The 14,741-nt window shown below is 67.3% G+C and carries 14 protein-coding genes; 4 read left to right on the top strand and 10 right to left on the bottom strand.

Annotation, left to right across the window (positions count from 1 at the left end; translation table 11 throughout):
• Positions 1-11: 11 nt before the first annotated feature.
• The 5 genes from CFB41_RS18740 to CFB41_RS37585 form a co-directional block, all read right to left on the bottom strand.
• Positions 12-728: a hypothetical protein gene (locus CFB41_RS18740; protein ID WP_144029951.1), complete on the bottom strand. Its 717-nt coding sequence runs from the start codon at positions 726-728 to the stop codon at positions 12-14.
• 8 nt (positions 729-736) lie between these two features.
• Positions 737-1,429 (bottom strand): C39 family peptidase, encoded by a 693-nt coding sequence (locus tag CFB41_RS18735; protein WP_089457459.1) that lies wholly within the window; start codon positions 1,427-1,429, stop codon positions 737-739.
• Positions 1,430-1,432: 3 nt separating this feature from the next.
• Positions 1,433-2,041, bottom strand: coding sequence for a hypothetical protein (locus CFB41_RS38680; RefSeq protein WP_256941083.1), 609 nt, complete (start codon positions 2,039-2,041; stop codon positions 1,433-1,435).
• Between the two features lie 111 nt (positions 2,042-2,152).
• Positions 2,153-3,397: a hypothetical protein gene (locus CFB41_RS38195; protein ID WP_179250101.1), complete on the bottom strand. Its 1,245-nt coding sequence runs from the start codon at positions 3,395-3,397 to the stop codon at positions 2,153-2,155.
• Positions 3,390-3,920: a hypothetical protein gene (locus CFB41_RS37585; protein ID WP_144029949.1), complete on the bottom strand. Its 531-nt coding sequence runs from the start codon at positions 3,918-3,920 to the stop codon at positions 3,390-3,392. The genes CFB41_RS38195 and CFB41_RS37585 overlap by 8 nt, the downstream gene beginning before the upstream one ends.
• 508 nt (positions 3,921-4,428) lie before the next feature.
• Here CFB41_RS37585 and CFB41_RS18715 point away from each other — a divergent pair.
• Complete coding sequence (locus tag CFB41_RS18715) at positions 4,429-5,361, top strand: MBL fold metallo-hydrolase (RefSeq protein WP_089458915.1); 933 nt, start codon at positions 4,429-4,431, stop codon at positions 5,359-5,361.
• 153 nt (positions 5,362-5,514) lie between these two features.
• Here CFB41_RS18715 and CFB41_RS18710 read toward each other — a convergent pair whose 3' ends face one another.
• The 3 genes from CFB41_RS18710 to CFB41_RS18700 form a co-directional block, all read right to left on the bottom strand.
• Positions 5,515-6,336, bottom strand: a complete 822-nt coding sequence (locus CFB41_RS18710; protein WP_089457455.1) for a glycine betaine/L-proline ABC transporter ATP-binding protein — start codon at positions 6,334-6,336, stop codon at positions 5,515-5,517.
• A 14-nt stretch (positions 6,337-6,350) separates the two neighbouring features.
• On the bottom strand, positions 6,351-7,316 hold the full coding sequence (locus tag CFB41_RS18705) for a proline/glycine betaine ABC transporter permease (protein ID WP_089457454.1): 966 nt from the start codon (positions 7,314-7,316) through the stop codon (positions 6,351-6,353).
• A gap of 69 nt (positions 7,317-7,385) precedes the next feature.
• A complete protein-coding gene (locus CFB41_RS18700) occupies positions 7,386-8,423 on the bottom strand; it encodes an ABC transporter substrate-binding protein (protein WP_089457453.1) in 1,038 nt (345 codons plus the stop codon).
• Between the two features lie 571 nt (positions 8,424-8,994).
• Here CFB41_RS18700 and CFB41_RS18695 point away from each other — a divergent pair.
• The 3 genes from CFB41_RS18695 (at position 8,995) to CFB41_RS18685 (ending at position 12,450) form a co-directional block, all read left to right on the top strand.
• A complete protein-coding gene (locus CFB41_RS18695; protein ID WP_089457452.1) occupies positions 8,995-10,146 on the top strand; it encodes a porin in 1,152 nt (383 codons plus the stop codon).
• Positions 10,147-10,504: 358 nt separating this feature from the next.
• Positions 10,505-11,314, top strand: a complete 810-nt coding sequence (gene blaOXA, locus CFB41_RS18690) for an OXA-1043 family class D beta-lactamase (RefSeq protein ID WP_089443505.1) — start codon at positions 10,505-10,507, stop codon at positions 11,312-11,314.
• Positions 11,311-12,450 (top strand): acyltransferase, encoded by a 1,140-nt coding sequence (locus tag CFB41_RS18685; RefSeq protein WP_089457451.1) that lies wholly within the window; start codon positions 11,311-11,313, stop codon positions 12,448-12,450. Before blaOXA ends, CFB41_RS18685 begins: the two co-directional genes overlap by 4 nt.
• A 121-nt stretch (positions 12,451-12,571) precedes the next feature.
• Here the strand turns inward: CFB41_RS18685 and CFB41_RS18680 are convergent, their stop codons facing one another.
• Positions 12,572-13,306, bottom strand: a complete 735-nt coding sequence (locus CFB41_RS18680; RefSeq protein ID WP_089457450.1) for a hypothetical protein — start codon at positions 13,304-13,306, stop codon at positions 12,572-12,574.
• 33 nt (positions 13,307-13,339) lie between these two features.
• Positions 13,340-14,731, bottom strand: coding sequence for an alkaline phosphatase (locus tag CFB41_RS18675; RefSeq protein ID WP_089457449.1), 1,392 nt, complete (start codon positions 14,729-14,731; stop codon positions 13,340-13,342).
• Between the last annotated feature and the right edge of the window lie 10 nt (positions 14,732-14,741).

Genomic DNA, 14,741 nt, shown 5'->3' with positions numbered 1-14,741 from the left:
CTCGCCGAACCTCATCGTCCCGGCAACGCGCCGAGCAGCGCATGGTTCAGCGTCGACATCACGTTCAGGCTCTTGAACGTCGCCAGTGTGTTGACGGTCGTGTTGATCGTCGTCAGCGCCTGGATTTGCTGGTTGTTCAACGTGTTCTGGATCACCGCGCCGGTCAGCGCCGGCAGCGCGGCGGGCTGCGCGGCGTTGCCCGCGCCCACCTGGATCAACGCGCCCGCGTTCGCGGCCGCCAGCGCCTGCGCCTGTTGCGCGGTGATATGACTGATGTCCGGGATGTTGAAGCTGGTCGTCGTCACCAGCGTGCCGTTCACGAACGCGACACGCGACACGCCGAACGAAATCTTCAGGCCGCTGGGCATATCGAAGCCGCCGCGCATCGCATCGAGGCGCGCGTCGCCGAGCGCGATCGCACCGGTTGCCGCCCAGTTTCGTTGCTGCGCGCCGCCCGACTCCGGTTCCGGGGCCGGCGGCCCGGCCGCGCACTCCGCCATCGCGAGCGGCCCGGCACGCTCGATCGGCGCGCCCCCGGCCGCCGACTCCGCAGGCGCCGTATCGACGCCTGCGTTCGCGGCGGCTGCCGACACGACGCTGCTCGTCTGCGCGACGGGCTCGACCGTCGCGGTCGGCGCGCCGTCCTGCATCGCCGCCGCACTCATGCACGTCGCCCCGCCGCACACCATCGCGGCGATGCCGGCGATCCTCCTGGTCTCGGATCTCATGACGATCCTCAAAAGTCGCTCGGGCCGTGCTTCGGCATCACGACGTTGTACAGGCCGTCGTGGGCAATGCCGGTGTAGAGCGGCGCGCTCGGCGCAACGCGCCAGTCCCGCGGATCGTTGAACACCGCCCGCTCGGGCCGGTTGTGGATCACGAAAATCACATGGTCTTCCCACTTCTGCTCGAAACTCGCCAGCGACATCGGCCGCGTGCCGGTGGCCGGATCGCCGACGAGCACACGCCCGTCACGCAGCCCCTTCACGACCACGAAATGGTGATAGCCGTGCTCGGTGATCAACACGATCGCCGGCGTGTGCGTCTTCGCAAGCGTCTGCAACGGCAACTCGAAGCCATCCGCGACGAAGCCGTGCGCGTCGAGAAAACGCCGGATGTCGAGCAGCGAGAAGCCCTGCTGGCGAATCTTCTCCTGATTGCCGTTCTCCCACATCTGGGCGAAGGCGGTCTGCTCGGTCATCGGATAGTCATACTGATAAGTCAGCAGCGTCGCGACGGCGGCCGACCCGCAGCTGAAATCGAACTGCTGCTTGACGGTGCGCTTGAACCGCGCTTCCTTGAGACTCGTGACGTGCATCGCATAACCGGCGCCCGCCGGATCGACGATCGTCATCTCGTCCGCCGATGCAACCGGGCCGGACAGCGCGTACGCTAGCGCCACGATGCGCGCGGCGGCAAGCTGTCTCATCGCTCAATTCCCGAAGCGCACGTTGAGCACCGTCGCGTTCTGGATCAGCACGTTCGCGCCGGTATTCTGGATGACCGTCGGCAGGCCGCTCGCATTGGCGAACGAGCCGTCGGTGATCGCATTCGAGCCGGTCGACACCCGGTTCGCGACGTTGTCGGCCACCGTGCCGGTCAGATAGTTCTGGCCGATCAGCGCATCGCCGCCCCGATGCTCGTCGAGCTGGTCGGGCGTCATCGCGACGCCGAAGCCGGCCGCTTGCGCGGTCGCGGCGCCTGTCGCGGAGGGTGTCGCCGTCGCGAGGGCGGAGACGGTCGCGGCCGGATCAGCCTGATCCGCGCGTGCAACGGGTGGAGAAGGGGCTGCGGCCGGCGCCACGCCGGCGGCTGCAGCCACCGTAACGGTTCGCGCCTCATCAGCCATGACATGGGCCGTCATACCCGGCAGCAGCGCTGCGGGCAATATCACCTGCGAAAGTGCCGTTCGGATTCGCATGGCTGTCTCCTTGGTCCCCGCGCGAGCCGGCACGAACCGGGCGCACGGGGAGCGGAATCCGCGTGATCGTCGATCGACGGAAATCGGCCCGGCCTGCGCCGACGAGAGCGAGACGGCCATTCGGCCATCCCGCCCTTGCCGGCGCGCCAGTCCCTTGGCGATGGAACGCGAGCCGCGGGGTCGCCAGCGCCCGCGTCGACGCATCCGGCTCGCCGGGACCAGCCGGCCGTTCTATCGTCCGACCGACAGGTTGGCCTGCACGGTCACGGCCTGCTGAACGAGCGACGCCATGCCGCTGTTCTGGTTGGCGACCATGATGCCCGCCGCGGTCTGGCCGACGCTCGCCATTGCGTTGGACATGTTGAATGTCCCTGCGTTGACCGTATTGGCTCCGCCTGCGCCACCCGCGCCGCCGACCGCGCCGTTACCGACGCCGCCGTTGCCCGCGCCGCCTGCGCCGCCGGCTCCGCCCATCGCGCCCACCGCGCCGCTACCCGCGGTCGCGCTGCCGTTGCTGGCCGTCGTCGTCGCACCACCGTTCGTCGCGCCGCCACCCGTGCCCGCGCCGCCGGCTCCGCCATTGCCTGCCGCCGCCGTCGCCGCGCCGCCGGTGCCGCCCGCGGCCGCACCGCTGCCGCCGGTACCCGAGCCCGATCCGCCCGAAGCCGTCGACGTACCCGCCGACCCTGCGCCGCCCGTGCCGCTACCCGAACCGCTGCCGGTGCCCGTGCCCGTACCGGTACCGCTGCCGGCCGATGCGGACGCGCTTCCGCTGCCATGATTCTTGGCCCACGCGGAACCCGCATCGGCCGCACCGGTGCCGCCGCCCCAGCCGGTGCCGGCGCCCGTGCCGGAGCCGCCTACGCCGACCGAAGCCGCGATGGCGCCGCCGCCCTTGCCGGAGCCATAGCCGCCGCTCGCCGTGGCTTTGCCGCCGGCCCCGCCGCTGGCGTCAGGTGAACCGCCGGTTCCGCCGCCACCGCCGTTGCCGGTGCCGGCCGTCGCGCTGCCGTTGCTGGCGTTGCCTGCCGTGGCGCTGCCGTTATGCGCGCTGCCGCCTTTCCCGCCGCCGCCGCCCGCGCCGCCGCCGCCGCCGTTACCGCCCGCTCCGCCGTAGCCGTAGCCGTTGCCGCCCTTGCCACCGCTTCCGCCGGCCGCGCTGCCCGAATTGGTCGCGTTGTTGCCAATGCCCCAGACCTGGACATTGCTCACGTACCCGTCGAGTTTGCTGATCGCGACGATCTTGGTACTGTTGTAGGAATCCTGATAGACGCTCGCGCCAGGCGAGACTTCATTTGCATTGGACCCGGTGGTGCTGGTCTGGCTTGAGCTGACCGAATTGCTGAGCGTGTTCGATCCGTCATCCGCTTTCTGGCTGCACGTCGAACTGGCATTGCTGCTGCATGGATTCGCCATCGCGTAGCCGCTGCATCCCAAGGCGAGAAGCGCAGCGGACGCCAATAAAGTCTTACGCATGAAATCCTCCTGAAGTAACGAGGAACGGCTTGGCCGACCGCACCAATCCGGACGACAACACGCATCGGCGATGCCACGCCGCCAAGCGGCCCGAATACCAAGAGACCGTGGGATTTTTCATGCGAGATGGCCAGCCCCGTGCGACGCCGGCACGCCACTCATGTTTCAACGCTGAAACGTGCGGAGCGGCACGATACCGAGGCGTCCGCGATGCGCAGATGCCTTTCCCGTTTGCATTCAATGGCTTGCCGATCAAGCCGGCGCGGGCACGGCAAATGCGCCATGTTTCATTTTTGAGATTGCCGTCGAGGGCCCATTCGGGTTGGCCTGTCGTGCCGGATATTCGATCTCGATCGCAAACCCGCGCACCACCAAGGACGCGCGCGAATTCGTTCCGCCGAGGCGTTAAAAACCCCGATAAAGCGCCATTCAGAAATGTTTCGAATGTGATAGGTCGCCTTTTTTCTTCGGCGCCCGTCAGCGGGTAGCGCCGGCACGCGCGGATCGGGTGATCGATTGGCATGAGGATTTCGGCCGACGGACGCGAAGGAATGGCGACGTAGAACCTTCACACCGACTCGTCCGCCGGACGAGACGGAAGGTCGTCACGGAAGGAGAACGCGATGACCACGCATCTCGGGCAACCCGGCCGGACAACATCTGGACGCTGTCGCTGCTCGCGATCGGCGACGGCGAGCGGGCACTCGAAGTCAGGTTCGGCCCAATCACGCCAGGCGCAGCGTGCAGCCACCACGCAACCGTCTGCGGATATGACGCATCGCGGTCGTTGAACGGCGCGTCGATCCATCCCCCTCGCATTGCCCGTCGTTTCCCGCCCGTCGTCGATTGTTGCCGGTCGAACAACATGATGTGTGCTCGCCCGGTGCTTCCGCCTTTCATCCCCCTGACTACAATCCTTCTCACGCCCGGTTGAAAGGCGAGCGAAGCGAAACGCGCGAAAGTCGTGGTCGTGCTCGTGAACCGCACCCTGCAGTGCGACTTACCCCACTCGATGAATAGGACTATTGATGATGAGCGAAACCACCCCCAATGTTCAGCCGGTTATCTCCGACCTCGGCAAGCCAGGTTCAGGCGAACTCGTGCCGTCCCGCTACGCCGTGCGCGTGGGTGACGTCGACGTCGTGCTGATCAGCGACGGCATCCTGCCGCTGCCGACCTCCACCATGTCCACCAACGTAAGCGAAGCGGACCGCAATGCCTGGTTCGACGGCCGTTTCCTGCAACGCGACATGTTCGACTGGGCGCTGAACATCGCGCTCGTGCGCAGCGGCGAACGCCTGATCCTGATCGACTCCGGCGTCGGCGACGGCTTCGAGTACTTCACGCGCGCCGGGAAGTCGGTGATGCGTCTGGAGTCGGCCGGCATCGACTTGTCCGCGCTCACCGATATCGTGATTACCCATATGCACATGGATCACGTCGGCGGGCTGAACGTCGACGGCGTCAAGGCCAAGCTGCGCCCGGACGTGCGCATTCACGTGTCGGCCGCGGAAGTGGCGTTCTGGAAAAATCCGGACTTCAGCAAGACGGTGATGCCGGAAACGGTGCCGCCGGCCCTGCGCAAGGCAGCCGAGAAGTTCGTGACGCTCTACGGCGAAAACATCGTCCAGTTCGACCAGAGCGTGGAAGTCGCCGCAGGCGTGTCGGCGCGCGTGACGGGCGGGCACACGCCCGGGCACTGCGTCGTGGACATCGCATCGAACGGCGAGAAGCTGACGTTCGCGGGCGATGCGATCTTCGAAGTCAACTTCGATCATCCCGAGTGGCAAAACGGCTTCGAGCATGATCCTGAAACGGCTGCCGCCGTGCGTATCGCACTGTTCAATGAAGCCGCCGAGACCGGCGCGCTGCTGGCCGCCGCGCACGTCGCGTTTCCGTCGATCGGTCATATCGCCAGGAACGGCGACGGATTCCGGTTCGTGCCGGTTCTGTGGGATTACTGATTACTGGTCACAGATCGGTACTCGACGATCACGACGAAACCGCCGCGCGTCCACGAGACTCGCGGCGGTTTTTCGTGGACGATGAAGTGTCGTCGCCGTGGCGCCGGAACGAAGCACGCCGCCTGTCGCGGCGTGCCGTTCTTCATGCCGCCGTCAATTCACACTCGTGCGCTTCTCCACGAACCGCCGGACATAATCATCCGCCGGCCGCGAGAGAATATCGTCCGGCGTCCCGACCTGCACGAGCGTGCCGTCGCGCAAAATCGCGATGCGATCACCGATGCGCAGCGCTTCGTCCAGATCGTGCGTGATGAACACGATCGTCTTCGCGAGCGTCGCCTGCAGCTCGAGCAGTTGATCCTGCATCTCGGTACGGATCAGCGGATCGAGCGCGGAAAACGCCTCGTCCATCAGCAGCACGTCGGTATCGGCCGCCAGCGCGCGCGCGAGCCCGACGCGCTGCCGCATCCCGCCCGACAGCTCGTCCGGGTAATGATCGCCATAGCCGTCGAGGCCGACCTTCGTCAGCCAGTTGCGCGCGGCCTCGGCCGCATCGTGCCGCTTCTCGCCACGCGTGCGCAGCGCATACGCGGCGTTGTCGAGCACGGTCTGGTGCGGCAGCAGCCCGAAGTTCTGGAACACCATGCTGACCTTGAAGCGGCGCAGCTCGCGCAGCCCGTGTGCGTCGAGCTTGATCACGTCGCGGCCGTCGATCACGATCTCGCCGGCCGTCGGCTCGATCAGCCGGTTGAAGTGCCGCACGAGCGTCGATTTCCCCGAACCCGACAGCCCCATGATCACGAAGATCTCGCCCGACTCGATGCCGAGGCTCACGTCGTTGAGCCCGACGTTGCAGCCCGTTTCGGCCAGCACGTCGGCCTTGCGCTTGCCCGCGCGCAGCAGGTCGAGCACGCGCGCATGCGCGGCCTGCGGCCCGAACAGCTTGTACACGTGTTTGACGTCGATGGTCGCCATGTCTGTCTCCCGTCCTATGCCCGCGACGACTGCGTCGCCTGATTCGAATCGACGCCCGCCGACTGCGCCTTGCGCGGCAGCCGGTACGGCACGCGCGACGCGCCCTTCTGCCGGCGCTGCTGCGCGAGCCGCCGCCGCGCGCGGCGCTCCTGGCCGAAGCCCTGGCTGATCCGGTCGATCACGATCGCGAGAATCACGATCGCGAGGCCGGCCTGCGTGCCCTTGCCGACGTCGAGCGTCTGGATGCCCGCGAGCACGTCCTCGCCGAGCCCGCGCGAGCCGATCATCGACGCGATCACGACCATCGACAGCGCCATCATCGTCGTCTGGTTGATGCCGGCCATGATGCTCGGCCGCGCGAGCGGCAACTGCACGTTGACGAGCAGTTGCCAGCGCGTCGTGCCGAACGCGCGCGCGGCTTCCGTTACGTCCGGATCGACCTGGCGGATGCCGAGATCGGTCAGGCGGATCAGCGGCGGCAGCGCATAGATGATCGTCGCGAGGATCGCGGGCACCTTGCCGAGGCCGAACAGCATCAGCACCGGGATCAGGTACACGAAGCTCGGCAGCGTCTGCATCACGTCGAGCACCGGCAGCAGCATCCGGCGCAGCCACGCGCTGCGCGACGCGAGGATGCCGACCGGCACGCCGATCGCGACCGACAGCACCGTCGCGACGAGCATCAGCGCGAGCGTCTGCATCAGCTTGTCCCACAGGCCGAAGCAGCCGATCGCGTAAAGCAGCAGCATGAAAAGCGCGCCGAGGCCGATGCGGCGCGTCGCGTTCCACGCAATCGCGCCGACGACCAGCAGCACGAGCCACGGCGGCGCCACGCGCAGCGCGCCTTCGAGCGGCACGAGCAGGTAGCGCAGCACCAGCACGCTGAAGTGATGGAAGCCGTCGCCGTATTGCGCGACGAACGTCTCGAGCGCGCTGTTCACCCAGTCGGCGATCGACAGGTGCAGAAAGAAGCCGTTCATTTGATTCTCCGTCGCGCCGCGAAGGCGCGTGACGGCGGCGACGGGCGCGGGCCCGCCGCCGCGCGCAGGTTACGCGCCCTTCAGGCTGCCGGCGATCTTCTGCGCGACGTCGGCCGGCACCCACTGCTTCCACATGTCCTGGCGGGTCTTCAGGAACTGCGTGGCCATCGCCGCGCCGTCGATCTTCTTCGTGGTCATCTCGAGGATCGTCTGGTTCAGGAAGTCCATCGGGAAACGCACCTTGCCGAACACGCCGACGAGATCGGGGTTCGCATCGCCGAACGGCTTCGACACGCCGACCGTCAGCCGCGACACCATGTACGACGACGCGCACTGGTGCGTGCTGCTCTCGTCGCGCAACGTCTTCCAGCATGCTTCGTTATAGGCCGGCATCTTCAGCGCGGTGAACTTGTATTTCGCCATCAGCGCGGCCGGGCCCCAGTAATAGAACACGATCGGCGCGCCGCGCTGGTACGCGGACGCGATCGCCGCGTCGAGCGCCGCGCCCGTGCCCGGATGGAAGTTCGTGTACGACTGGTCGAGCTTCAGTACGCGCAAGAGGCGCGTGTTCACGCGCTCGCAGTCCCAGCCCGTCGGGCAGTTCAGGAAGCGGCCCTTGTCCGGTTCCTCCTCGTCGGCGAACACCTGCTTGTACTTCGGCAGATCGTCGACCGACACGAGCCCCGGCGCGACCGGCTTGATGTTGCGCGCCGGATCGCCCTTCACCACGTAGTCGGGCACGAACCAGCCTTCCGTCGTGCCGCCCGGCAGCGTGTCGCCGATCAGCTTCACGGCGCCCGACGAGACGGCCTTCGCGGTGATCTCGCTGCGCCCCGTCCACTGCTCGGCCCAGATCTGCAGGTCGTTGCGCGCGAGCGCCGTTTCGGTGGCAGCCGTGCTGCCCGGCACGACGTCCGTCTTGCAGCCGTAGCCCTTCTCCATGATCTGCCGCAGCACTTCGGTCGCGAACGACCCGCTTTCCCACGTGATGCCCGCGAAATGGACCGTCTTGCCGTCGGTGCACGCGCCGCCGGCCGCGTGGGCGGCAGGCGCGGACAGGATCGCCGCGGCGGCGAGAAGGACCGTCTTCAGTCGTCGAATCTGCATGGTGGGTCGTCTCCAAATCGAATCTGTTGTTTGTGCGTCGCGGCATGCGCGGCGACCGGCGAAGCGTGAACGCATCCACGTCCGGTCAGCCTGCATGTTTCCGCCGCCAATTTGTTTAGGGAAACGAGTAATTCCGATCATTGCAATCGGCGGCGCCAATCGATCCTCCGGCACCCCTGCCAGGCCCGCCGGACGGGCCCTTCAGCTGATTTTCCGAGTCCGTTCAAGGCCCGGCGCGGGCTATGTCGCCCCCACGTTCGGCCGTTGCTCGGCCGGCGTTGCAGCGCGGCACGGCGCCCCCGTTTCGACTGCCGAAACCGGCGGTCGCGACCCCATTGGCGAACCCGATCCCATCCATCGAAATTACTCGCTTTCGGTTCCTGGCCGGCTTGGGAAGAATGCGCGGTGTCATCGGAGGAGACACGACCCGACGCTGCCGGTTGCCGCGCCGCCGCGCGTTGCGCGAACCGGCGCCGCACGCGTTGCACCGGGTCGCCCCGGATGACGGGGCGCGCCACGCCGGGCGCGCTCACGACAACCGATACCAGCTGGATATCACGGAGATCTCTCAATGAAAAAGACCCTGACGGCGCTCGCCGTAACGGCAACCTTCGCGGCCCCCGTGTTCGCGCAAAGCAGCGTCACGCTGTACGGCGTGATCGACGAAGGCCTGAACTACACGAACAACGTCGGCACCGGCCACGTCTACGAGATGGCGAGCGGCTACGCGCAGGGCAGCCGCTGGGGCCTGAAGGGCAGCGAGGATCTCGGCGGCGGCATGAAGGCGATCTTCCAGCTCGAAAACGGCTTCGACGTGAACAGCGGCCGGCTCAACCAGGGCGGCCGCATGTTCGGCCGCCAGGCCTACGTCGGCCTGAGCCAGGCGCAGTACGGCACGCTGACGTTCGGCCGCCAGTACGACTCCGTCGTCGACTATCTCGCGCCGACCACGGCCAACGGCAACTGGGGCGGCTACCTGCTCGCGCACCCGTTCGACAACGACAACACCGACAACTCGTTCCGCCTCGACAACACGGTGAAGTACGCGAGCCCGAACTTCGGCGGCTTCCAGTTCGGCGGTGCATACAGCTTCAGCAACAGCACGAACTTCTCGGACAACCGCGCGTACAGCTTCGGCGCGCAGTACCAGAACAACGGCCTGCTGATCGGCGCCGCGTACCTGCAGGCGAACCGTCCGGGCGACGGCTCGGCCGGCGCGATCACCGCGAACGACGCGAGCTACATCGCCGAGCGCATGCGCGTGTTCGGCGCGGGCATCAACTACACGTTCGGCCAGGCGACGGTCGGCTTCGCGTACACGAACTCGAACTACAAGAACCCGACCGGCAACGGCTACCTCGGCACGCCGGGCGCGATCATCGCCCCGGGCGCGACGGTCAGCGCGATCAAGTACCAGAACTTCGAGGTGAACGGTTCGTACCAGGTCACGCCGGCGTTCATGGTCGGCGCGCAGTACGTGCTGTCGCTCGAGAAGTACGACGCATCGACCGGCAACGCGAAGCCGAAGATCCACTCGGCCGGGCTGATGGCCGACTACAACCTGTCGAAGCGCACCGACGTGTACGTGCAGGCCGCGTACCAGCACATCGCCGGCGACAAGACGAACTCGATCCTCGACAACGCGTTCATCCCCGGTACCGACGCGCCGTCGTCGACGTCGAACCAGGTGGCCGTGCGCGTCGCGCTGCGCCACAAATTCTGATGTAACCCGGTTCTCCGTTCTTCACGCGACACCCGCGCGGGTCTGCCCGAGGTGTCTTTGCCCGCCCGCAAGCGCCAGCCTGCCGGCGGGTTTTTTCATGGTTGCGCGGCATCGGTCGTATTGCCTTCATCATCATCGCGCTCCCGCTCATCGCCGTTGCGTGCCTCGGGATCTATTACGCCATTGCCGGATATTGATCGGCGGCGCATTGCCCCGTGACTGCACGACATCCCCGGATATCCGGGTTCGATCGTGTCATCCCGTGTCATGAACCGCCTGCCGTCCCGTCAACCATGACAGGTCGACAGCCGGCCATCCGTCGATACACTGTGCGCCACCCCACCCGAAGGAGTGTCACTTGAAGCACTGGCGCCGCGCGCTGTTCACTTTCGCCGCCGGCCTCCTGGCCGCCGCGACTTCCGATGCCCGCCCGATCTGCACCGTCGTCGCCGACGCCGCCACCGGCCAGCTGCTCGTGCAGCAAGGCGACTGCGCGACCCGCGTGACGCCGGCGTCGACGTTCAAGGTCGCCATCAGCCTGATGGGCTTCGATGCGGGCGTCCTGAAGGACGAACACACCCCGACGCTCGACTTCCACGCCGGCTACCCCGACTGGGGCGGCGCACCGTGGCGCGCGCCGACCGACCCGGCGCGCTGGATGAAGCTGTCGGTGTTCTGGTACTCGCAGCAGGTCACGCAGGCGCTCGGGCAGGCGCGCTTCCAGCAATACACGACCGCATTCGGCTACGGGAATGAGGACGCGACCCGTCCGACGGGCGAACTGAACGGTGTGATGGGCGCGTGGGTCAACGCGTCGCTGCGCATCTCGCCGCTCGAGCAGGTCGACTTCATGCGCAAGATCGCGAACCGGACGCTGCCCGTCAGCGCGCACGCGTACGACATGACCGAGCGCATCACGCTGATCGACACGCAGCCTGGCGGCTGGATCGTGCACGGCAAGACGGGCACCGGCTCGCCGGGGCGCAAGTACGATGCGTCGCACGCGTACGGCTGGTTCGTCGGCTGGGCGGCCAAGGGGCCGCGCAAGGTCGCGTTCGCGTACCTGATCCAGGACGATGAGCGGCAGACGCCGAACGCCGGCCTGCGCGCACGCGATACGTTCCTCGCAACATTGCCGGCCCTCGCCGAACCGGGCAGGCCGCAATGAGCACCGGCCCGCGCAACGCGCGGATCGACCTGCTGCGCGGCGTGTCGATCGTGCTCGTCCTGCTGCATCACTTCAACATCCCCTATTCGCTGCGCGACACGTCGCTGGCACGCGTATTCGGTTGGGATGCCGTGCATGCGATCGCGCGCAACGGCAACTACGGCGTGACGATGTTCTTCGTGATCTCCGGCTATCTGATCACGTCGAATGCGCGCCGCCGCTGGGGCAGCCTCGGCGCGGTCGACGTGCGTGCGTTCTACGTGTCGCGTCTCGCGCGCATCGTCCCGTGCCTGCTCCTGCTGCTCGCGCTCGTCAACGGTCTCGCGGCGGCCGGCGTGCCGATCTTCCAGAACCATGCGCCGGAGGGCATCGCCGTGTCGTTCTGGCGCGTGAATCTCGCGTCGCTGACGTTCTGGATGAACGTGCTGATCGGCGCGTACGGGTGGGTCAACTACGCGCTCGGCGTGCTGTGGTCGCTGTCGGTCGAAGAGGTGTTCTATCTGTCGTTCCCGCTGCTGTGCATCGCGCTGCGCCGCGATGCACGGCTGGTCGCGTTCTGGGTGGTCGTCGCCGCGATCGGGCCCGTGTACCGCTTCACGCACGCCGGCGACGAAGGCGGGTTCCTCTACGCGTACTTCGCGTCGTTCGACGGCATCGCGATCGGCTGCTGCACCGCGCTGCTGGCCGAACGCGCAAACGGGCAGCGGCTGGCCGCGCCGCTCGTGCAGTGGCTCGTCGCGGCGGCGATGGCCGCGCTTTATCTGACGTGGCCGATCGCGGAAAGCCATGTCGCCGGCGTCACCGCGATGGCGCTCGGCACGGCCGTGCTGCTGATCGGCGCGCACGTCAACGGCGAGCGCATGCACGGCCGCCTGCTCGCGCCGCTGGGCCGGGCCGGCAAGCTGAGCTACGAGCTGTACCTGTTCCACCTGATCGTGCTCGGCGGGCTACGCACGTTCTGGCCGCCGTCGGCCACGCACGGCGACGCGAAGCTGCTGTTGCTGATTGCGTATCTGGTGTTGTCGGCGGCACTGAGCGCGGTGATCGCGCACGGCTATGCGACACCGCTCGACCGCTTCATCAAGCGGGTCGCGTCGCGGCCTTCAACGCGCGTGCCGGACGGCGCGCGCTTCTAGCGTGTCATCGGCAATGGCTGCCGGGCAGCCGCAAAAAAACCGGCCAGGGCCCGGCCGCATCGCTTGACGATACCGGCCGGCCTGACCGCAAGCCCCGCGTACAGACGGTCGACCTCGTCGATCAGTCGAGATAATCCGCGTATTCCTTGCACGTATAGCTACCGAGCGTTTGCCACGGCAACGTCTCGCGCCGCGCGGCCGGCGCCGGTGTCAGCGTCAACTTGCGCACGACGCGCCCGTCGGCGCTCCGGTATTCGACCGACAGCGGCGCCTGCAGTGTCTCGCTCCACAGGATTCGGTTCACGCCGCGCGCGCCGGGCGTATCTACCGCCTGCTCGTACCAGCGGGTGCCGGGCACGTCGCCGCGCTTCGCCGCCGCGAGCCGCTTCAACTGCGACGGCGGCGTGACGTAGTACGCGTTGTCCCACGAGCCGTCGAAGCCCGTGGTTTCGTACTCGGCCGGCGGCACGCTGACGACCGTCCGGTTCGCCGCGTCCACGTACTCGATGCGCGCCGTCTTGCCGTCGTACGTCACGTGCCGCGCGGCCGCCTGGAAGTTGAAATGCTTGTGGCCCGCGTGGGCGGCGGCCGGCTGCACACCGGTGCGACCGCCCGCATCGTGGTCATGATCGTGATCGTCGCCATGACCACCCGCTGCCGCGACGGGCAGTACACGTTCGACCCACACGTGAGCGTCGCGCCGCACCATCCGTTCGCGATACAGCGTCGTGCGCGTCACGCCATCGGCCGACACCGTGCGGCTCTCGTGCACCAGCACCGCGTCGAGGTCGGCCGCTGCAACGGCCGGCAGCGCAACCCACCCGCAGGCGAGCACGCAGAGAAGCTGTCGTTTCATCGGGCGTTCCCGTTCCTCATGCAGTCAACGGATTCAGAAACCGAACGCCGAGCGCACGAGACCGAACACCTTCGTGTTGTCGATCGTGCCCTTGAACGCCTTCGCGTCCGCGCCGTCGGCGAACAGCATCACGTCGCCGCCGCCGTGCGTCTCCGATCCCGCGCTGCCCATCCGCACGCCGACTTCCTGCAGATACGCCTCGTTCGTCGCGGTGGCCGAATCGACCGACGCGCGCACGTTCGGCCGGTTCGCGCCGTTGCCGAACACGAGCGTCGTGTAGGTGTTGCCGTCGGCGTCCTTGCTCGGCTGGCCGTCGCGATAGTTGCGGCTGATGTCGAGAATCGGGTTGCCGCGCTTCGAATAGCCGTTGATCGTCATCGTGTGGTCGTGGTCGGCCGTCACGACGATCAGCGTGTTCGACAGGTCGACCTTCGACAGCGCGACGCGGATCGCTTCGTCGAATGCCACCGTATCTTCGAGCGCGCGCTTCGCGTTGGTGCCGTGCAGTGCGTGATCGATCCGGCCGCCCTCGACCATCAGGAAGTAGCCGTTCGAATTCTTCGACAGCACGTCGATCGCCTTCGACGTCATCTCGGCGAGACTCGGCTGCGTCGGCCCTTCGCCCTTGCCCGCGACGCGGTCGAGTTCGTACTCGAGGTGGCTCGTCGAACTGAAGAGACCGACCAGCTTGCCGTTGCCGGCCTGTGCGAGCTGATCGCGGGTCGCGACGACCGTGTAGCCCTTCGCCTTCATCTCGCCCAGCAGGTTGCGCCCGTCCGCGCGGCCGCGCTTGTTCGCCACCGGATCGAACGGCGTCCAGTGGTTGCGGCCGCCGCCCATCAGCACGTCGACGCCGTCGCCGAGCGCCGCGTTGTAGCCCGCGCCGCCCGGCGCCGCCTGCGCGGCGATGTCGTACTGCGCATCGCGATGGCAGATGTGCGAATAGGTCGCGGCGGGCGTTGCGTGCGTGAGTTCGGTCGTCGTGATCGCACCCACCGCCTTGCCGCGCGCCTTCGCGAGCTCCAGCAGCGTCGCGACCGGCTGGCCGTTGCCCGGCGCGCAGTTGTTGACGGTCTTGTTTCCGTTCGCGTCGTTGCCCGGCGCGACCGCGCGCGTGTCCGACGACATCGACAGCACTTCGTTGTTCATCTTCACGCCGGTCATGTACGCGGCCATCGACGGTGCGCTGTCGGTCGTCTGCGCGTCGTTCGAGAAGGTCTTGACGCGCGCGGTGCGGGCCAGCTTCTCCATCGTCAGTTGTCCCGACTCGCCGACCTTGTAGATCCGGCTCGCCGTCACGGTCGTCGGCCCCATGCCGTCGCCGAGAAAGAAAATCACGTTCTTCGCCTGGCCGGCGGCCTGCGCCGCGCCGCACGCGAAACCCGCGACGGCCAGCGCCGCCGCGATGCACTTGATGGTCGACATCCTGTATTCC

Source organism: Burkholderia sp. AU33803, assembly GCF_002223095.1.
GTDB lineage: Bacteria > Pseudomonadota > Gammaproteobacteria > Burkholderiales > Burkholderiaceae > Burkholderia.
Note: the sequence above shows the minus strand (reverse complement) of the source record. Positions and strands in the feature narration are given on the sequence as shown.